This is a genomic window from Citrobacter sp. Cf118, from assembly GCF_030334095.1.
Taxonomy (GTDB): domain Bacteria; phylum Pseudomonadota; class Gammaproteobacteria; order Enterobacterales; family Enterobacteriaceae; genus Citrobacter; species Citrobacter freundii.
Window position 1 is genome coordinate 1 of sequence record NZ_JAOWES010000056.1, and the last position, 20,523, is coordinate 20,523.

Below are 20,523 nucleotides of genomic sequence, written 5' to 3' on the forward strand. Positions count from 1 at the left end.
GCTTGTAATCCGTTGTTCCGTGTCAGTGGAGGCGCATTATAGGGAGTTATTTCAGGCTGACAAGGGGAAATTTAAAATAACTTTCTGAGTGCGTGTTTTTTCACCAAAACAACCATTAACATGCCATAAAATAAGCAAATTGCCGTTTTTGCAGCCGCAATCACACTTCCAGGTGGCATACTAATGAATAAGAAAAAGAGTAAGGAAGAACATTCATGCCATTAAATGCCCAACAGCTAGCCGCACAGAAAAACTTGTCCTACGTTCTGGCCGAAAAGCTGGCTCAGCGAATATTAAAAGGTGAATACGCGCCGGGCGCTATATTGCCTGGCGAAATAGAGCTGGGCGATCAGTTTGGTGTGAGTCGCACCGCGGTAAGAGAGGCGGTAAAAACTTTAACGGCAAAAGGTATGGTATTACCACGCCCACGTATCGGCACACGCGTCATGCCGCAAGCAAACTGGAACTTCCTCGACCAGGAGCTGCTCACCTGGTGGATGACGGAAGATAATTTCCCGCAGGTCATTAAACATTTTCTGGTGATGCGTATCAGCCTGGAGCCTCAGGCGTGTTTACTGGCGGCGACTATTGGTACGGCTGAACAGAAAGCGCACCTCAACACGCTGATGGAAGAGATGGTCGAGCTGAAAAGAAACTTCAGACGCGAACGCTGGATTGAGGTTGATATCGCCTGGCATGAACACATCTATGAAATGAGTGCGAATCCGTTCCTTATTTCCTTTGCATCTCTGTTCCATTCGGTTTACCAGACCTACTTTACCTCTATTACCTATAACGATGTGGTGAAACTGGATTTGCACCAGGCCATTGTCGATGCAATAGATGATAACGATGGCGATCGCGCCTTTGCTGCTTGTCAGGCATTGCTGATAGCACCGAACGTGCTACCGGATAAATAATATGTCAGAAAAGAAATCACGCAGTATGGCCGGGCTACCGTGGATAGCAGCCATGGCCTTTTTTATGCAGGCACTAGACGCCACTATCCTCAATACCGCCCTACCAGCAATAGCACATAGTCTTAACCGCTCTCCGCTCGCCATGCAGTCGGCCATAATCAGCTATACCCTGACGGTCGCGATGCTGATCCCGGTAAGTGGTTGGTTGGCAGACCGATTTGGTACCCGACGCGTCTTTATGATTGCTGTTAGCCTGTTTACGTTGGGATCGCTGGCCTGTGCGCTGTCCAGCTCCCTAAGCGAGCTGGTGATTTTCCGTGTCATTCAGGGGATCGGTGGCGCCATGATGATGCCCGTTGCCCGTCTGGCGTTATTGCGTGCCTACCCTCGCAGTGAACTGCTTCCCGTGCTTAACTTCGTCACCATGCCTGGACTTGTGGGGCCGATTTTAGGTCCGGTATTGGGCGGTGTACTGGTTACATGGGCCAGTTGGCACTGGATCTTCCTGATTAATATTCCAATTGGCATTGCCGGTATCTTCTATGCTCGCAAATATATGCCGAACTTCACCACCCCACGCCGCGGTTTTGATATGACCGGTTTCTTTCTGTTTGGTTTGAGCCTGGTGTTGTTTTCCAGCGGCGTTGAATTGTTCGGTGAGAAGCTTGTCGCTACCTGGGTCGCACTCGGTATTATTCTTGCCAGTGTGTTGTTACTACTCGCCTATATTCGCCATGCTCGTCGTCACCCAACGCCACTTATATCTCTTCCAATATTTAAGACTCGAACCTTTTCTGTTGGGATCGCCGGCAACCTCGCCACTCGCCTGGGCACAGGCTGCGTGCCCTTCTTAATGCCGCTGATGTTGCAGGTAGGCTTTGGATATCCGGCTCTGATAGCCGGTTGTATGATGGCGCCAACGGCGTTGGGTTCAATTCTGGCAAAATCCATGGTGACGCAGGTTCTGCGCAAACTCGGCTACAGGACCACATTGGTGGGTGTTACGGTTTTTATCGGCCTGATGATTGCGCAGTTCGCTTTGCAATCTCCTGCCATGCCGGTCTGGATGCTGATCCTGCCGCTGTTCATTTTAGGTATGGCGATGTCCACCCAGTTTACCTCAATGAATACTATCACTCTGGCGGATCTGACCGATGAAAACGCCAGCAGCGGCAACAGCGTATTGGCCGTTACTCAGCAGTTATCAATCAGTTTAGGGGTTGCCATCAGCGCCGCCGTTCTGCGTATCTATGAAGGTATGGAAGGAACCAATACGGTCGAGCAGTTCCACTACACCTTTATGACGATGGGCGCTATCACGGTAATATCCGCGCTGATGTTCATGCTGCTAAAAGCCAAAGATGGACGTAACCTGATCAAAGATCGGCACAAACCTAAACCGACCCCCGCTCCATCAAAACAGGAGTAAGCTGCAAACGCTGTTGTTGTAATGCGGGCTGGGCCATCCGATGGATTAATACATCGATGGCCAGTTCGCCCAATTCATCTTTTGGTTGATGTATGGTCGTCAGCGGAGGCGTCATATAGCGCGCCAGCTCGATATCATCATAACCCACCACCGCCATATCCTGCGGAATGCGCAATCCCGACTGGTACAGAGCCTGATACGCGCCAACAGCCATTGCATCATTGCCGGTAAAAACGGCCTGCGGTCGCTGTTTATGCGACAGCAACGTTTGCATAGCTTCAAAGCCGCCACCAAACTCAAAGTCACCGGTAATCTCGTAGCCTTCCGGGACAGGCAAGCCCGCCCGCTTCATTGCCGCTCGATATCCTTCCAGACGCAAACGCGCCGGGGTTTTATCCAGCGGCCCGGTGATGCAGGCAATGCGCGTAAAACCTTTTTCGATAAGATGTTGCGTGGCTAAATCCCCGCCCAGCAGGGAGTTATCCTGAATCAGATCGCTTTCACCATCAAAGGGCGACCAGTCCATCATCACGGTCGGTATAGAAGGGTAACGCTGCATTATCTCTCTGGAAGGCTGATGTGTTTCCGTGCAGAGCAGCAGCAAACCATCCACGCGTTTTTGCATTAGCGTTTCCAGATTACGGTTCATGCGCTGTTCATCGCCTTCGGTATTGCACAGCACCAGGCTGTAGCCGCGCTCAAAACAGCTACGTTCAACGCCGCGCACCAGCTCAGAATAGAAGGGATTGGTACTGGCAGTGATTAACATGCCAATCGTGCGGGTCTGGTTTAACTTGAGGCTACGCGCCAGCGCGGAGGGAGCGTAGTTAAGCGCTTTAATCGCAGCTTCTACTTTGTCAGTGACAGACTCACTGACAAAGCGATCTTTATTAATGACGTGAGAAACCGTCGACGTGGAAACACCCGCCAGGCGGGCGACGTCCTTCATTGTAGCCAAGCGTTACCTCTGTTGACTTAAAAACGCTTCTATTTCTTCGCGCCACGGAACGGAAGGCTGTGCGCCTTTACGGGTAACCGCAATCGCCGCAGCGGCATGCGCAAAACGGATCGCTTCAGGCAGTGGAGTCTCTTCCAGTAACGCTGTAATTAACGCGCCATTAAAGGTGTCTCCGGCGGCAATAGTATCAACGGCTTCCACTTTAAAACCGGGTACTCGCTGACCTTCGCCATTCACGCTGGCCCACACACCGCGACTCCCTAAGGTAATCAGTACAGTATGGATTCCTTTAGCATGCAATGCCTGCGCCGCTTTGGCCGCGTCTTCATCATTTTCAACCCGGATCCCCGTCAGCTTTTCAGCCTCGGTTTCATTCGGGGTAATAATATCTACCAGCGCCAACAGCTCGTCAGAAAGTTCACGTGCCGGAGCCGGATTTAGGGCGACCATGGTCTTATTTTGATGTGCAATCTTTGCCGCAGCCAGAACGCTTTCGATCGGCGACTCTAGCTGCATCAGTAAAGCGGACGCCTGCGCAATACGCTCATGCTGTGCTTCCACCAGCGCTGGCGAAAGAGCTGCGTTAGCTCCAGCATGAATGCCGATAACGTTCTCACCTTCACCATTCACAAAAATCAACGCAACACCGGTCGATTCCCCCGAAATTACGCTAATCGGCGCAATATCAATGTTGTCTTTGGCTAACTGTTTACGCACACTTTCGCCAATATCATCATCGCCCGTACAGGCAATGAATGCGATATTCGCGCCACTACGACCCGCAGCAACAGCCTGATTCGCGCCTTTACCGCCAAATGCGACCTGATAATGACTACCGGTTACGGTTTCACCAGGTGTCGGGAAAGAGTTAAGGTTAAGGATGTGATCGGCATTGATACTGCCAAGAACAACGAGGTTGCCTGCGGTTTTCATATTTGGTGTTCCAAGTCAAAGTGCGCCACCGGGTTAGGGTGGCGCGTGCCCTGCTTTTCTTTTTACGCTTTCATCCCCAAAACCAGATACGGGGATGGCGTATTTATGTCTCCATCAGGCCGCGAGCGACCTGAATCGGTATTACTGCTTGATGACCAGCTTCAGGTCAACCGGATATTTAGCCTGAACCTTCTCGCCTTTCAGGACTTTATCCGCAGTCTCAACGCCTTTCGCGCCGATCTGATCCGGCAACTGAGCAATGGTCGCAGCCAGTTTGCCATCATTTACTGCTTTTTCGCCATCTGGAGTGCCGTCAAATCCAACCACCATCACATCAGATTTACCCGCGGTTTGCAGTGCGCGCAGCGCACCCAGCGCCATTTCATCGTTCTGAGCAAATACGGCCTGCACATCAGGATGCGCAGTCAGCAGGTTCTGCATGACGTTCAAACCTTTAGTGCGGTCGAAGTCTGCCGGCTGGCTGGCCAGTACGTTAAATTTGTGTGCCGCAACGGCCTGCTGGAAACCTTCGCCACGCTCACGCGCCGCTGAAGTTCCGGCAATCCCCTGCAGTTCGATAACTTTTGCGCCTTCACCAGCTTTCTTCGCGATGTAATCACCCGCAATTTTGCCGCCCAACACGTTATCAGACGCAATGTGGCTTACCACTTCGCCTTTGGAGGCAACACGGTCAAGGGTAATAACCGGAATTTTTGCCTGGTTAGCCATCTTCACAGCATTACCAACGGCATCAGAGTCGGTTGGGTTGATCAGCAGAATTTTAGTTCCACGAACCGTTAAGTCCTGAACGTTAGCCAGCTCTTTCGCCGGGTTGTTCTGCGAGTCCAGAATCACCAGGTTGTAACCCAGCTTATCCGCCTCTTTTTGCGCCCCATCCTTCAGAGAAACAAAGAACGGGTTATTGAGGGTGGAGACCACCAGCGCAATGGTATCTTTCGCCATCGCATTCGCACTCACGGTGGCGCTCAGCGCAACAGCAGAAACTAGGGTAGCCAGTTTTTTCATGTTCATATTTAAGATGTCCTGTAATCGTTGTTACTGCTTTTTGTTGTCTACCAGTACCGCCAGCAAAATCACCACCGCTTTGACGATCATCTGGTAATAGGAGGATACACCTAACAAATTCAACCCATTATTGAGGAAACCAAGAATCAATGCGCCGATCAGCGTCCCAACAATTCGTCCTTTACCACCCGCCAGGCTAGTTCCGCCTAATACCACCGCAGCGATAGCATCCAACTCATAGCCAGTACCTGCCGTCGGTTGCGCAGAGGAGAGGCGCGCAACTTCAATGATGCCCGCCAGTGATGCCAGCAGGCCGCACAGTGAGTAAACGATAATTTTGATTTTACTGACGCTGATACCGGACAGACGCGTTGCCGCTTCGTTACCGCCCAGCGCATAGATATAACGCCCCAGACGCGTGTGGTGCAGCATGTACCACGCCGCGAGGAAGACAATCCCCATGATCCACACCGGCGTAGGGACGCCTAACGGACGACCAATCCCGAACCAGCCAAACAGATCGGCATTGTCAGTAAACCCGGTGTTTACCGGACTGCCGTTGGTGTAGACCATGGTCACACCGCGCAGCAGCAGCATCATAACCAGAGTCGCGATAAACGCCTGCACGCGACCTTTCGCTACAATCACCCCGGTTACCGCGCCAATGGCAGCGCCGAGCGCCAGGGCCGCAGCAACAGCCACCAGCGCATTGACTTCAATCCCTACAATCGAAGCCGCAACCGCACCGGTCAGCGCCAGCAAGGAACCGACGGACAGATCGATACCCGACGTCAGGATAACCAGCGTCATGCCAACCGCCATGATGGCGTTCACCGACGTTTGCTGAAGAATGTTGAACAGGTTATTAACGGTAAAAAAGTTAGGGCTCATGGTGGAAACAATCGCGATCAGCACTAACAGAGCGATGAGCGACTTTTGCTCCAGAAGCCATGCTTTAGTGAAATAACGGCGACCAGAAACAGCCTGGGTAGTCATCTTTTTTACTCCTGATTCACGCGATTAAGCTTGCCCACAGCGGCAGCCATTAATACTTCCTGAGTGGCCTGCTCGCGAGTGAATTCACCGCCGAGATGCCCTTCATGCATAACGATAATTCGATCGCTCATGCCCAATACTTCTGGCATCTCAGAAGAGACCAGAATGATACTCAGCCCATCGGACTTAAACTGGTTGATAAGCTGATAGATTTCTTTCTTGGCCCCAACGTCAACGCCGCGCGTTGGTTCATCAAGGATCAGCACTTTTGGCCGGGTCATCAGACCGCGCGCAATCGCCACTTTCTGCTGGTTACCACCGGAAAGAAGGCCGATAGCCTGTTCCATCGATGGGGTTTTAACATTGAACAGACGAATAAAATCACCCACCGCCTGCTGCTCATCTTTATGTTTAAGGCTTCCACCTGCACGGCTGAAATAGCGCAGCGCGGTCAGTGACATATTCTCTTTCACCGACATGCCGAGCACTAAACCATCGCGTTTACGGTCTTCAGAAATATAGACGATGCCGTTAGCCAGTCCATCCTGCGGCGAACGGGTAACCACTTCATGGCCATCAAGCGTGACGTAGCCGCTGGTGCGTGGCAATGCGCCGTACAACACTTTCATCAGCTCGGTACGTCCGGCCCCCATCAGCCCCGATACGCCAAGGATCTCGCCTTTACGCAGCGTGAATGACACATCGTTTACGCCAGGACCGCACAGATTATCGACCTTCAGACGAATATCACCCGGCGCTTTTTCCAGGCGCGGGTACTGATCTTCCAGCTTACGTCCCACCATCATTTCAATCAGCGAGTCTTCGGTAAGCGATGCGACTTCACGCTCGGCAATAAACTGCCCATCGCGGAAGACGGTTACGTCGTCGCAAATCTCGAAGATCTCTTTCATGCGGTGAGAAATATAGACAATGCCGCGTCCCTGGGATTTCAGTTCGCGAATGACGCGGAACAGGGATTCGGTTTCAGTATCGGTGAGGGCATCCGTCGGTTCATCCATAATGATGACCTTCGATTCAAAGCTCAGCACTTTAGCAATTTCGACCATCTGCTGATCGCCAATCGACAACTCACCGACCAGCCTGTCGCTTTTAAAGCGCAGATTGAGTTTGGCGAGCAGCAGATCGGCTTCGGCGTACATCTTCTTCCAGTCAATTTTGCCAAAGCGATTCACAAACTCACGACCGAGAAAAATGTTTTCAGCGATAGTGAGTTGCGGGATCAGGTTCAGCTCCTGGTGGATGATACCGATTCCGGCTTCCTGGGAGGATTTCGGGCCGTTAAAGGTGGTCTCTTTCCCCAGCCACAATAAGGAACCGGCATCACGGGTGTAGATTCCGGTCAGCACCTTCATCATGGTGGATTTACCCGCGCCGTTTTCGCCCACCAGCGCCATTACGCGGCCTGGGTAGACATTCAGCGCGGCGCCGGATAGCGCTTTTACGCCCGGGAACGCTTTATCGATCCCTTTGAGTTGCAGTAATGCGTTCATGATGGCCTCAGAACGTGACGCCAGCACAGAGAATAATATTCGCATACGGAGAACACTCTCCGCTGCGAATTACCGCCTGACTGTCTGCGGTTTGTTTTTTGAATTGTTCATGCGTGGTGTAACGAATTTCTATGGTGTTTCCCTGGTGTTGTTGCAGTTGCTCAATGTGGCTGAGCAACGTTTCGTGGAGTTGCGGATTATGTTGTTTAATTTCCGACGCGAGAATGGCCGCCTCGACCTGCATTTCACGTGTGACCACATCCAGTACCTGCATAAAAGAAGGTACGCCCTGGGTTAATGCCATATCGATACGCGTTGTGCTGTTCGGGATGGGTAAACCTGCATCACACACCACCAGCGTATCGGTATGCCCCAGACGGGAGATCACCGATGAAATTTCAGAGTTGAGAACCGTGCCTTTCTTCATTTTCTTTCCCCACTAGCGAAACGTTTCGCTGGAGATAAGTGTAGTGCGAAGAGTGGACAGAAAACCACCGCGACGTTACGAAAATGTGATCGCCATCGAAACGTTTCGCAAGGATTATCATTAGATGAAATGAAAACTGGGAGGGGCAAAACAAAACGCCCCCTTTCACGATGAAAGAGGGCGTCGATGAGATTAAATCTCGACCTGAGTACCGAGCTCAATAACCCGGTTCGGTGGGATTTCAAACTGGTCCGGCGCACGCAGCGCATTGCGCTGTAACAGCAGATACAGCTTACCGCGCAGACGCAAGTACCATGGTCGTTTGCCGACAATCAGCGACTCGTGCGACATGAAGAAGGAGGTTTCCATCATCCGGCAGCTTAAGCCTTCCAGACCGCAGCGATGGAACACTTCCTCCACGTTCGGCGTTTCGCGCCAACCGTAGCTGGCAACCACGCGCCAGAAGGTGGGCGATAACTGCTCAATCTGCACCCTACGCACGTTGTGAACATAGGGCGCATCTTCCGTGCGCAGCGTCAGCAGAATAACGCGCTCATGCAGCACCTTGTTATGTTTGAGGTTATGCAGAAGCGCAAACGGGATGACGTTCAGTGCGCGGGACATATATACAGCCGTTCCCGGCACGCGTACCGGTGGCGATTTCTCCAGAGAAGCAATCATCGCCTCCAGAGAGTTACCGTGCTCATGCATGCGACGCAGCAGACGGAAGCGCTCACTTTTCCAGGTGGTCATGATGGTGAACATCACCAGACCCAGCGTCAGAGGCAGCCAACCGCCGGAAATCAGTTTATCGAGGTTCGCGGAGAACAGCGGAACATCGACGCACAAGAATGCCACCAGGATCAGGAAGACGAAGTATTTATTCCAGTGCCAGTTTTTGCGCGCCACGGTGGTCGACAAAATAGAGGTCAGCACCATCGTCCCCGTTACCGCAATCCCGTACGCCGCGGCCAGATTACTGGAGTGTTCAAAACTCACAATCACGATAACCACCGCAAAATAGAGCATCCAGTTAACGAAAGGAATGTAGATCTGGCCCGACTCCATTTCCGAGGTATGGATAATGCGCATTGGCGATAAATATCCCAAACGCACGGCCTGACGCGTCAGCGAGAAGACACCGGAGATAACCGCCTGCGAAGCGATTACCGTCGCCAGCGCGGCGAGGATCAGTAGCGGGATCAACGCCCAGTCTGGCGCCAACAGGAAGAACGGGTTTTTGATCGCTTCAGGATGCTTTAACAGTAGCGCCCCCTGACCAAAATAGTTCAGTACCAGTGAAGGCAACACCACAGAGAACCATGCCAGGCGAATCGGCAACTTACCGAAGTGGCCCATATCCGCATACAGCGCTTCAACACCGGTAATCGACAGCACCACCGCACCCAGCGCAATAAAAGACAACGTTTTGAATTCGAGGAAGAAATGCACCGCCCAATACGGATTTAGCGCCTGCAGTACTTCCGGATTGCCAATAATACTGCGCACGCCTAAAACCGCCAGCGTCAGGAACCACAGCAGCATAATCGGCGCAAACAGCTTACCGACCATGCCGGTACCGTGTTTTTGAATCAAAAACAGCAGGGTCAGTACGATTATCGAGAGCGGAACAATCCAGGTATCCAGTTGCGGGGCAATAATCTCCAGACCTTCAATCGCAGACATCACCGAAATGGCTGGCGTAATCACCACTTCACCATAGAAGAAGCTGCCGCCTATCAATCCCATAATGACCAGCATGGAGGTTGTTCGCGCCGAGGTATTGCGCCCGGCCAATGACATCAGCGTCAGGATCCCGCCTTCTCCGGCGTTATCTGCGCGCATGACAAACGTCAGGTATTTAATGGAGACAACAAAGATCAGCAGCCAGAAAATCAGCGAGAGAAAACCAAATACGGCATCACGTTCAACGCCAAAACCAAACTGGCCGGACAAACATTCACGAAGCGTATAAAGTGGGCTGGTACCAATATCACCGTAGACAACCCCAATGGCTGCAAGGGTAATCGCAGACAATGATTGTTTATTATCAGTGCTCATAGACTCGTCTTTCGTTTATACACATCATCTTTCAAGCCACTCCGTGTGGGCTGCATTCGTTATTCCCCCCATCCCAGGAGAAAACTCCATTGCCGCCTTGGTGCAGCTTGATTGATTTGGTGTATATATAAGAAATGTGTGCGTCGTCCCTTGGCCCACAAAAAGGCGCACAGTATGCACGATTAATCACAAAATCGTACCCCTAAATGAGACCAGATTAATCTGGCTCAAAGAAAAATAAGCGCACCTTCAGTCTATTACTGCAATGGTGTGAAGCATCTATACTCGCAGTTTATGCAGTACATTTGGCGAAAGGACGCCACTTCATTATGGCTCACCCACATTTATTAGCGGAAAGAATTTCCCGTCTGAGCAATGCGCTGGAAAAGGGACTTTTTGAACGTAGCCACGCCATTCGTCTGTGTCTGCTGGCAGCACTCAGCGGCGAGAGCGTTTTCTTATTAGGGCCCCCGGGGATCGCAAAGAGCTTAATTGCCCGCCGACTGAAGTTTGCCTTCCAAAATGCACGCGCTTTTGAATACCTGATGACGCGCTTCTCTACGCCGGAAGAAGTTTTCGGCCCGCTGTCCATTCAGGCCCTTAAAGACGAAGGTCGCTATGAACGCTTAACGGCGGGCTATCTTCCTGAAGCTGAAATCGTTTTTCTCGATGAAATCTGGAAAGCAGGCCCGGCAATTCTTAACACCCTGCTGACCGCCATTAACGAACGTCACTTTCGCAACGGCGCGTATGAAGAAAAAATTCCGATGCGTCTGCTGGTGGCCGCTTCCAACGAACTGCCTGAAGCCGACAGCAGCCTGGAAGCGCTGTACGACCGTATGCTGATTCGTCTGTGGCTGGATAAAGTTCAGGACAAGGCCAATTTCCGCTCCATGCTGCTAAGTCAGCAGGATGAAAGCGACAACCCGGTCCCCGCATCATTGCAGGTGACGGATGAAGAGTATCACCAGTGGCAAAAAGACATTGGCGCCATCAAGCTTCCCGATCGCGTGTTTGAGCTTATTTTCACCCTACGCCAGCAGTTGGACACGCTACCGAATGCCCCCTACGTGTCCGATCGTCGCTGGAAAAAAGCGATCCGCTTACTCCAGGCCAGCGCTTTCTTTAGCGGACGTGATGCGGTAGTACCTATCGACCTGATCCTGCTGAAAGATTGTCTGTGGTACGACGCGCAAAGCCTGAATCTGATGCAACAGCAGCTTGAAATATTGATGACCGGACACGCCTGGCAGCAGCAAGCCATGCTGACGCGCCTGGGCAGTATTGTGCAGCGCCGCATTCAACTCCAGCAGCAACAAAGCGACAAAACGGCGTTCACGGTAATCCGTCAGGGTGGCATGTTCAGTCGTCGTCCTCATTATGATTTACCACCGGAAGCTACGTCCTCAGTCGTGACATTACTGCTACAAAAGCCATTAAAGCTGCATGATATGGAAGTTATCCATATTGCTTTCGAACGCAGTGCGCTGGAACTGTGGCTAACAAAAGGCGGTGAAATCCGCGGAAAATTAAACGGGATCGGCTTTGCCCAAACGCTGAATATGGAAGTCGATAGTGCACAGCATCTGGTTGTGCGCGATGTCAGTTTACAGGGTTCTCGCCTGGCGATGCCGGGGGCTTCGCAAGAGAGTATGCCCGCAGAGATAAAACAGGAGCTTGAAGCCCTCGATAACGAGTGGCATCAGCAGCACAGCGCATTCAGCGAACAGCAAAAATGCCTGTTTATTCATAGCGACTGGTTAGGCCGCATTGAGGCCAGCCTGCAGGATGTCGGGGCGCAAATCCGCCAGGCGCAACAATGCTGACCCTTGATACACTCAACATAATGCTGGCAGTCAGCGAAGAGGCGATGATCGAAGAGATGATCGTCGCCCTGTTGGCTTCCCCAAAGATGGTGGTATTTTTTAAAAAATTTCCTCGCCTTAAAAAAGCGATCACTGACGATATTCCCCGCTGGCGCGAATCTTTGCGTAGCCGCCTCAAAGATACCCATGTGCCGCCAGAGTTGGCAGAAGAGGTCATTTGTTATCAACAAAGCCAGCTCCTCTCTCATGCGCAGTTTATCGTTCAACTACCGCAAATATTATCGCTATTGCACCGACTCCATTCGCCCTGGGCTGGGCAAGCGCAGCAACTGGTCAATGACAACAGCACCTTTACGCCCGCCCTGCATACGCTTTTTCTCCAGCGCTGGCGCCTGAGCCTGGTGGTGCAAACCACAACGCTGAATCAGCAACTGCTGGAAGAAGAGCGCGAGCATTTGCTCAGTGAAGTACAGGAACGGATGACCCTTAGCGGACAACTGGAACCCGTTCTGGCGGAAAATGACAACGCTGCAGGCCGGTTGTGGGATATGAGCGCGGGCCAAATCAAGCGAGGTGATTATCAGTTGATGGTGAAATACGGTGAATTTCTGACGCAACAACCCGAACTCCAGCGCCTGGCCGAGCAGTTAGGTCGTTCCAGAGAGGCGAAATCCGTGCCGCGTAAAGATGCGCCAATGGAAACCTTCCGTACCCTGGTGCGCGAACCGGCAACCGTCCCGGAGCAGGTGGATGGCATCCAGCAAAGTGACGATATCCTGCGCCTGCTACCGCCAGAACTGGCCACGTTGGGCATTACCGAACTGGAATACGAGTTCTACCGACGGCTGGTGGAAAAGCAACTGCTGACCTACCGCCTGCACGGCGAAGCATGGCGTGAGAAAGTAACAGAACGTCCGGTGGTGCATCAGGATTTTGACGAGCAGCCGCGCGGACCTTTTATCGTCTGCGTTGATACATCAGGATCGATGGGCGGGTTTAATGAGCAGTGTGCGAAAGCCTTTTGCCTGGCGCTAATGCGCGTCGCCCTTGCCGATAACCGGCGTTGTTTCATTATGCTGTTTTCAACAGAAGTGGTGCGCTATGAGCTTTCCGGCCCGGAGGGCATCGAACAGGCGATCCGCTTTTTAAGTCAGCGCTTTCGTGGCGGCACTGATATTGCCAGCTGTTTTCGCGCCATTATTGAACGCATGCAGGGTCGGGAATGGTTTGATGCCGATGCGGTGGTTATCTCAGATTTTATCGCTCAGCGATTACCCGATGAAGTCGTCAGCAAAGTGGGGGAATTACAGCGGGTGCACCAGCACCGTTTTCATGCGGTAGCGATGTCAGCACATGGCAAACCCGGCATCATGCGCATTTTCGATCATATCTGGCGCTTTGATACCGGGATGCGAAGCCGCCTGCTCAGACGCTGGCGGCGTTAATTGTTACAGCAGAGAAGCGACGCTTTCACGTACCTGGGCCGGCCATACGCCACACTGAACCTGGCCAATGTGCGGTAATTGCAGCAACAGCATGGTCAGACGCGACTGCCCAATCCCCCCACCAATCGTCTGCGGCATTTCACCACGCAGCAGCGCCTGGTGCCATTCCAGACTCAGGCGATCTTCATCACCGGTCAAAGACAGCTGGTGTTTCAGAGCGTCAGCATCCACACGGATCCCCATAGAAGACAGCTCAAACGCATCTTCCAGAACCGGGTTCCAGACCAGAATATCACCGTTCAGACCGGCATGACCCAGCTCAGACGCTGAACTCCAGTCATCATAATCCGGCGCGCGTACATCATGACGGTGACCGTCACTGAGTTTACCGCCGATCCCCACCAGGAATACCGCGCCCAGCTCTTTAGCAATCGCACGTTCACGACCTTTTGCGTCAAGATCCGGATAACGAGATAACAGCTCCTGGCTATGAACAAAGTGGATCTGCTCTGGCAGGAACGGTGCCAGACCAAACTCTTTGCTAACCGCAGCTTCGGTGGCCTTAATTCCCGCCCAGATAGCCTCTACCGTGCTTTTCAGAGTGGAGAATTGACGCTCACCGTCGCCCATCACGCGCTCCCAGTCCCACTGGTCAACGTACACTGAGTGCAGCGGGGAGAGGCGATCTTCATCGGGACGCAGGGCTTTCATATGCGTGTACAGCCCCTCGCCTGCGCTAAAGTCGTGTTGTCCTAACGTTTGACGCTTCCACTTCGCCAGTGAATGAACCACTTCGAATTGAGCGTCTGGCAATGCTTTAACCTTCACCTGCACCGCTTTTTCACAGCCCGACAAGTTATCCTGCGTGCCATCTCCAACGCGGCTGAGGATCGGAGCCTGAACTTCGATCAGACCTAAACGCTCTTCCAGCTGGCGAGAAAAATGAGATTTTACGAAGCTAATTTGACGTTGTTTGGCAATGTAAGCGGTTTTCATTATGTGTACTCCTGTGTCCTGTTGCCTATGATTAAGCAACAGAATGGAGGTAATATTCAATAATCAACAAACAAAAAGCCGACTTCGATTTTGATTCGTTAAAATTAACGTCTAAAATAGAGGGAATCATTAATCTACATAAGAAAAACCTATGGAAAATTATCAGATCGACAATCTGGACCGCGGCATTCTTGATGCCCTGATGGAAAATGCCCGTACTGCCTACGCAGAATTAGCCAAACAGTTCGGCGTCAGCCCAGGAACAATTCACGTTCGCGTAGAAAAGATGAAGCAGGCCGGGATTATTACTGGCGCGCGGATTGATGTTAGTCCCAAACAATTGGGTTACGACGTCGGCTGCTTTATCGGCATCATTCTGAAAAGCGCGAAAGACTATCCGTCAGCACTTGCAAGACTGGAAAGCCTCGATGAAGTGACCGAAGCGTATTACACCACCGGGCACTACAGCATCTTTATTAAGGTAATGTGCAAATCGATCGACGCGTTGCAGCAGGTACTTATCAACAAGATCCAAACAATTGACGAAATTCAGTCCACTGAAACCCTGATCGTCTTGCAGAACCCGATTATGCGTACCATCAAGCCATGATCGGTTTTTTTAATCCCCTATTTTTCCACAGGTAGATCCCAGCTCGCACACAGCGTACAATACGCCCTCTTTATAAAGGTGGGCGATCATGGCAGACATCACTCTTATCAGCGGTAGTACGCTTGGCAGTGCGGAATATGTAGCAGAGCATCTGGCTGAAAAGCTGGACGACGCCGGTTTTTCCAGCGAAATACTGCATGGACCAATGCTTGAAGAGGTTCCGACTGACGGGATCTGGCTGATTATCAGCTCCACACACGGAGCAGGAGACATTCCTGACAACCTGCAGCCTTTATATGATGCCTTACGCGAGCAGAAACCGAACCTGTCACAAGTGCACTTTGGTGCAATCGGGATCGGCAGTCGTGAATATGACACCTTTTGCGGCGCAATCGACAAGCTGGAAGCCGAATTGAAGGCCTGTGGGGCAAAACAGATCGGCGAAACACTCAGGATCAACGTACTGGAACATGAAATTCCGGAAGATCCGGCTGAAATTTGGCTGGGATCGTGGCATCCGTTGCTCAGAGATTTGTAAAGATCGTACTTTTTTATGTGGATAACTCTGGTTAAAAGCTTGGATCAACCGGTAGTTATCCCAAGAACAACCGTTGTTCAGTTTTTGAGTTGTGTATAACCCTTCATTCTGATCCCAGCTTATACGGACCAGGATCACCGATCATTCACAGCTAATGATCCTCAACAACCTGTTGATCTTACTTAAAGGATCGCCCTTATCCACAGAAAGGTGCGATCCTAATAAGAGATCACAATAAAACAGATCTCTAAATAAAAAGATCTTCTTTTTAATACCCAGGATCCCAGGTCTTTCTCCATCGACTAAAGTTGAGTAGAATCCACGGCCCGGGCTTCAATCCATTTTCAAACCGCTTTACGCGAGGCAAACCACCATGTTTTATCAGGATCCTTTTGACGTCATCATCATTGGCGGGGGTCATGCAGGCACTGAGGCCGCGATGGCCGCAGCGCGAATGGGTCAACAGACTCTGCTTTTGACACACAATATCGACACGTTGGGGCAGATGAGCTGCAACCCGGCGATTGGCGGTATTGGGAAGGGACACCTGGTAAAAGAAGTGGATGCGCTTGGTGGGTTGATGGCAAAAGCGATCGACCATGCGGGTATCCAGTTTAGGATACTAAACGCCAGCAAAGGGCCTGCCGTTCGTGCTACTCGCGCTCAGGCCGATCGTGTGCTCTATCGCCAGGCGGTACGTACCGCACTGGAGAATCAACCCAACCTGATGATCTTCCAACAGGCGGTTGAAGATCTGATTGTTGAAAACGATCGTGTCGTAGGCGCGGTAACCCAAATGGGACTGAAGTTCCGTGCCAAAGCGGTCGTGTTAACCGTGGGGACTTTCCTCGACGGCAAAATTCATATTGGTCTGGACAACTACAGCGGTGGCCGCGCTGGCGATCCGCCGTCTATTCCGCTGTCACGTCGTCTGCGTGAACTGCCGCTGCGCGTCAGTCGCCTGAAAACCGGTACACCGCCGCGAATCGATGCGCGCACGATTGATTTCAGCGTGCTCGGCCAGCAAAACAGCGATAACCCGATGCCGGTCTTCTCATTCCTGGGCGATGCTTCTCAACATCCGCGCCAGATGCCGTGTTACATCACGCATACCAATGAAAAAACCCATGATGTGATCCGTAATAACCTCGATCGTAGCCCGATGTACGCAGGCGTGATCGAAGGTATCGGCCCACGCTATTGCCCGTCGATCGAAGACAAAGTGATGCGCTTTGCCGATCGTAACCAGCATCAGATCTTCCTCGAACCGGAAGGACTGACGTCTAACGAAATTTACCCGAATGGCATCTCCACCAGCCTGCCGTTCGATGTGCAGATGCAAATTGTCCGTTCCATGCAGGGGATGGAAAATGCCAGAATCGTCCGTCCTGGCTACGCGATTGAGTACGATTTCTTCGATCCGCGCGACCTGAAACCTACTCTGGAAAGCAAATTCATCCAGGGTCTGTTCTTTGCTGGTCAGATCAACGGTACGACCGGTTATGAAGAAGCTGCCGCGCAAGGGATGCTGGCTGGTCTGAACGCCGCACGCTTGTCTGCTGACAAAGACGGCTGGGCGCCGCGCCGCGATCAGGCTTATCTTGGTGTGCTGGTGGACGATCTGTGTACGCTGGGCACCAAAGAACCGTACCGCATGTTCACCTCACGCGCGGAATACCGTTTGATGCTGCGCGAAGATAACGCCGACCTGCGTCTGACCGAAATTGGCCGTGAGCTGGGACTGGTGGACGATGAGCGTTGGGCTCGCTTCAACGAGAAGCTGGAGCGTATTGAACAAGAACGCCAGCGTCTCAAATCAACCTGGGTGAATCCGTTAGCGGAGTCCGCTGCAGAAGTGAATGCTCACCTGGCGACACCTCTGTCACGTGAAGCGAGCGGTGAAGATCTGCTGCGTCGCCCGGATATGACCTATGCTCAGTTGACCTCTTTATCTGCGTTTGCACCTGCGCTTGATGATGCTCAGGCCGCGGAACAGGTTGAAATTCAGGTGAAATACGAAGGATATATCGCCCGTCAGCAGGAAGAGATCGAGAGACAACAGCGTAATGAGAACACCTTGTTGCCTGCAACGCTGGATTATCGTCAGGTCTCCGGCTTGTCGAATGAGGTCATTGCCAAACTGAACGATCACAAACCGGTATCGATCGGCCAGGCATCGCGTATTTCCGGCGTAACACCTGCCGCCATCTCCATTCTGCTGGTATGGCTGAAAAAACAAGGTATGCTGCGTCGCAGCGCTTGATATCACTTTTTGGCGGGAGTGCTTCGTTTGCCCGCCCTACAAATTTGTCGGCCCGATAAGCGACAGCGCGTCGGGCAATAGATTATTTACAGGTAACGACCGTGCTCAACAAACTCTCTCGTCTGCTGGCAGATGCCGGTATTTCTCTTACCGATCACCAGAAAAATCAGCTGATTGCGTATGTCGATATGCTGCATAAATGGAACAAAGCGTACAACCTGACGTCGGTGCGTGATCCCAACGAAATGCTGGTGCGCCATATTCTGGACAGCATTGTCGTCGCGCCGTACCTGAAGGGCGAGCGTTTTATCGATGTCGGCACTGGTCCGGGCCTGCCGGGAATCCCTCTCTCCATCGTACGTCCTGAAGCGCATTTCACACTGCTGGATAGCCTGGGAAAACGCGTTCGTTTCTTGCGCCAGGTGCAGCATGAGCTTGCGCTTACTAACATCACTCCAGTGCAAAGTCGCGTTGAAGAATTCCCTTCAGAGCCGCCGTTTGATGGGGTGATTAGCCGTGCTTTCGCGTCACTCAATGATATGGTGAGCTGGTGCCATCATTTGCCTGGTCAGGAAGGGCGCTTTTATGCGCTAAAAGGGCAGTTGCCTGAAGATGAAATTGCCTCGTTGCCTGCAGAATTCAGCGTCGAGTCGGTCGAAAAATTACGCGTTCCGCAACTGGATGGTGAACGTCATCTGGTGGTTATTAAGCCAAACAAAATTTAATTTTTATCAAAAAAAATAGAAAAAAAACGGTTCTTTGGGTGTTAAAAGTCATAAGGAATAGTGTGGTTAAATGTCGTTACATTTCACTAATGCCTTACGGTTTTGCATCATAACTATAACGTACCGTTTTTTGTTAAAAGTGAAACAAGTCAGCTGTGAAAATATCAGCCTGCTAAAAATAGAATCAAAGAATCACCGCTCGTGTTAATTTTTTATTATAAATGTCAATGGGTGGTTTTTTTGTTGTTATTCGCTATTTTTAAAACAGTAACGAATTTTAGGCTTAAATATCAAAAAGTTGAAATGGCATCATTTGCCAAGTAAATAAATAGTGCTGGGGCGAATATGCTTAATATGTGATCTGGTGCACGCTTTGCAGCCAGTGTTTACGCGGCTTTTGCAGTTTTGCATGATCGTTCACAGTTTGCATAAAAGTGATAAATGTGGCGTAGCGAAAAATATTTAAACATTTATTCACTTTTTAGCTACTTATTGTTTGAAATCGAGAAGGCGCACCGTATAATTTGACCGCTTTTTGATGCTTGACTCTAAGCCATAAAGAACGTTTTATACGACACGCGGCATACCTCGAAGGGAGCAGGAGTAAAAACGTGATGTCTATGTCGCTCTTGAGTCGAAACGTTGCTCGTAAGCTTTTGCTCACACAGTTTCTGGCGGTAATAGCAAGTGGACTGCTATTTAGCCTCAAAGACCCTTTCTGGGGCATCTCCGCATTGTGCGGTGGATTGGCAGTGTTACTGCCTAATGTGTTGTTTATGATATTTGCCTGGCGTCACCAGGCACATACACCAGCTAAAGGCCGAGTAGCCTGGACGTTCGCTTTCGGCGAAGCCTTCAAGGTATTAGCTATGCTGGTGTTGTTGGTGGTGGCGTTGGCTGTTTTGAAAGCGGTATTCATGCCGCTGATCGTTACGTGGGTTTTGGTGCTGGTGGTTCAGATACTGGCGCCGGCTGTAATTAACAACAAAGGGTAAAGGCATCATGGCTTCAGAAAATATGACGCCGCAGGATTACATAGGACACCATCTGAATAACCTTCAGTTGGACCTACGTACATTCTCGCTGGTGGATCCGCACAACCCCCCAGCCACCTTCTGGACGCTCAATATTGACTCCATTTTCTTCTCGGTGGTTCTGGGTCTGTTGTTCCTGCTTATGTTCCGTAGCGTAGCCAAAAAGGCGACCAGCGGCGTACCAGGTAAATTTCAGACTGCGATTGAGCTGGTAATCGGCTTTGTGCATGGTAGCGTGAAAGACATGTACCATGGCAAAAGCAAGCTGATTGCTCCGCTGGCCCTGACGATTTTCGTCTGGGTATTCCTGATGAACTTGATGGATTTGCTGCCTATCGACCTGCTGCCGTACATCGGTGAGCATATCTTTGGCCTACCGGCTCTGCGTGTGGTTCCGTCTGCTGACGTGAACATCACCCTGTCGATGGCGCTGGGCGTATTTATCCTCATTCTGTTCTACAGCATCAAAATGAAAGGCATCGGTGGCTTCGCGAAAGAGTTGACGCTGCAGCCGTTCAATCACTGGGCGTTCATCCCTGTCAACTTAATCCTTGAAGGGGTAAGCCTGCTGTCCAAACCAATCTCACTTGGTCTGCGACTGTTCGGTAACATGTACGCTGGTGAGCTGATTTTCATTCTGATTGCTGGTCTGTTGCCGTGGTGGTCACAGTGGATCCTGAATGTGCCGTGGGCCATTTTCCACATACTGATTATCACGCTGCAAGCCTTCATATTTATGGTTCTGACGATTGTCTATCTGTCGATGGCATCTGAAGAGCATTAATTTACCAACACTACTACGTTTTAACTGAAACAAACTGGAGA

At 51.3% G+C, this 20,523-nt stretch carries 18 protein-coding genes; 10 read left to right on the forward strand and 8 right to left on the reverse strand.

Annotation, left to right across the window (positions count from 1 at the left end; translation table 11 throughout):
- Window positions 1-215: 215 nt before the first annotated feature.
- Together OGX67_RS02055 and mdtD are read left to right on the forward strand one after the other, a co-directional pair.
- Window positions 216-920 carry a FadR/GntR family transcriptional regulator gene (locus OGX67_RS02055; protein ID WP_003023753.1) on the forward strand — a complete coding sequence of 235 codons (705 nt, stop codon included), beginning with the start codon at window positions 216-218 and terminating at the stop codon, window positions 918-920.
- 1 nt (window position 921) lies between these two features.
- The gene (gene mdtD, locus OGX67_RS02060; RefSeq protein ID WP_003840564.1) at window positions 922-2,349 is read left to right on the forward strand and encodes a multidrug transporter subunit MdtD; all 1,428 of its coding nucleotides are present in this window, start codon (window positions 922-924) and stop codon (window positions 2,347-2,349) included.
- On the opposite strand, the gene rbsR is transcribed toward mdtD, so the two are convergent.
- From rbsR to kup, 7 genes are all read right to left on the reverse strand, one after another.
- Window positions 2,315-3,307, reverse strand: a complete 993-nt coding sequence (rbsR, locus tag OGX67_RS02065; RefSeq protein ID WP_003023757.1) for a ribose operon transcriptional repressor RbsR — start codon at window positions 3,305-3,307, stop codon at window positions 2,315-2,317. The genes mdtD and rbsR overlap by 35 nt on opposite strands.
- Window positions 3,308-3,310: 3 nt before the next feature.
- On the reverse strand, window positions 3,311-4,240 hold the full coding sequence (rbsK, locus tag OGX67_RS02070) for a ribokinase (protein WP_003023758.1): 930 nt from the start codon (window positions 4,238-4,240) through the stop codon (window positions 3,311-3,313).
- 141 nt (window positions 4,241-4,381) lie between these two features.
- A complete protein-coding gene (gene rbsB / locus OGX67_RS02075; RefSeq protein WP_003023760.1) occupies window positions 4,382-5,272 on the reverse strand; it encodes a ribose ABC transporter substrate-binding protein RbsB in 891 nt (296 codons plus the stop codon).
- 24 nt (window positions 5,273-5,296) lie between these two features.
- Window positions 5,297-6,262: a ribose ABC transporter permease gene (gene rbsC, locus OGX67_RS02080; RefSeq protein WP_003023762.1), complete on the reverse strand. Its 966-nt coding sequence runs from the start codon at window positions 6,260-6,262 to the stop codon at window positions 5,297-5,299.
- Between the two features lie 5 nt (window positions 6,263-6,267).
- On the reverse strand, window positions 6,268-7,773 hold the full coding sequence (rbsA, locus tag OGX67_RS02085) for a ribose ABC transporter ATP-binding protein RbsA (protein ID WP_169330478.1): 1,506 nt from the start codon (window positions 7,771-7,773) through the stop codon (window positions 6,268-6,270).
- A 7-nt stretch (window positions 7,774-7,780) separates the two neighbouring features.
- Window positions 7,781-8,200, reverse strand: a complete 420-nt coding sequence (rbsD, locus tag OGX67_RS02090; protein ID WP_003023766.1) for a D-ribose pyranase — start codon at window positions 8,198-8,200, stop codon at window positions 7,781-7,783.
- Between the two features lie 192 nt (window positions 8,201-8,392).
- A complete protein-coding gene (gene kup, locus OGX67_RS02095) occupies window positions 8,393-10,261 on the reverse strand; it encodes a low affinity potassium transporter Kup (RefSeq protein WP_003023768.1) in 1,869 nt (622 codons plus the stop codon).
- A 329-nt stretch (window positions 10,262-10,590) separates the two neighbouring features.
- On the opposite strand from kup, the gene ravA reads away from it, so the two are divergent.
- A complete protein-coding gene (gene ravA, locus OGX67_RS02100) occupies window positions 10,591-12,087 on the forward strand; it encodes an ATPase RavA (protein WP_048217015.1) in 1,497 nt (498 codons plus the stop codon).
- Window positions 12,081-13,532, forward strand: a complete 1,452-nt coding sequence (viaA, locus tag OGX67_RS02105; RefSeq protein WP_003023773.1) for an ATPase RavA stimulator ViaA — start codon at window positions 12,081-12,083, stop codon at window positions 13,530-13,532. Before ravA ends, viaA begins: the two co-directional genes overlap by 7 nt.
- Window positions 13,533-13,535: 3 nt before the next feature.
- Here viaA and asnA read toward each other — a convergent pair whose 3' ends face one another.
- Complete coding sequence (asnA, locus tag OGX67_RS02110; protein ID WP_003827009.1) at window positions 13,536-14,528, reverse strand: aspartate--ammonia ligase; 993 nt, start codon at window positions 14,526-14,528, stop codon at window positions 13,536-13,538.
- 151 nt (window positions 14,529-14,679) lie between these two features.
- Between asnA and asnC the strand changes: the two genes are divergently transcribed.
- The 6 genes from asnC to atpB all read left to right on the forward strand — a co-directional run bounded on the left by asnC (window position 14,680) and on the right by atpB (window position 20,482).
- Window positions 14,680-15,138 (forward strand): transcriptional regulator AsnC, encoded by a 459-nt coding sequence (gene asnC / locus OGX67_RS02115; RefSeq protein ID WP_003023780.1) that lies wholly within the window; start codon window positions 14,680-14,682, stop codon window positions 15,136-15,138.
- An 88-nt stretch (window positions 15,139-15,226) separates the two neighbouring features.
- On the forward strand, window positions 15,227-15,676 hold the full coding sequence (gene mioC, locus OGX67_RS02120; RefSeq protein ID WP_003023782.1) for an FMN-binding protein MioC: 450 nt from the start codon (window positions 15,227-15,229) through the stop codon (window positions 15,674-15,676).
- 373 nt (window positions 15,677-16,049) lie between these two features.
- A complete protein-coding gene (gene mnmG / locus OGX67_RS02125; RefSeq protein WP_003023784.1) occupies window positions 16,050-17,939 on the forward strand; it encodes a tRNA uridine-5-carboxymethylaminomethyl(34) synthesis enzyme MnmG in 1,890 nt (629 codons plus the stop codon).
- Window positions 17,940-18,040: 101 nt separating this feature from the next.
- Window positions 18,041-18,664, forward strand: a complete 624-nt coding sequence (gene rsmG / locus OGX67_RS02130) for a 16S rRNA (guanine(527)-N(7))-methyltransferase RsmG (RefSeq protein WP_003023788.1) — start codon at window positions 18,041-18,043, stop codon at window positions 18,662-18,664.
- A 614-nt stretch (window positions 18,665-19,278) separates the two neighbouring features.
- Window positions 19,279-19,659, forward strand: coding sequence for a F0F1 ATP synthase subunit I (gene atpI, locus OGX67_RS02135; RefSeq protein ID WP_003023790.1), 381 nt, complete (start codon window positions 19,279-19,281; stop codon window positions 19,657-19,659).
- Between the two features lie 7 nt (window positions 19,660-19,666).
- A complete protein-coding gene (gene atpB, locus OGX67_RS02140; RefSeq protein WP_003023792.1) occupies window positions 19,667-20,482 on the forward strand; it encodes a F0F1 ATP synthase subunit A in 816 nt (271 codons plus the stop codon).
- The last annotated feature ends 41 nt before the right edge of the window (window positions 20,483-20,523 follow it).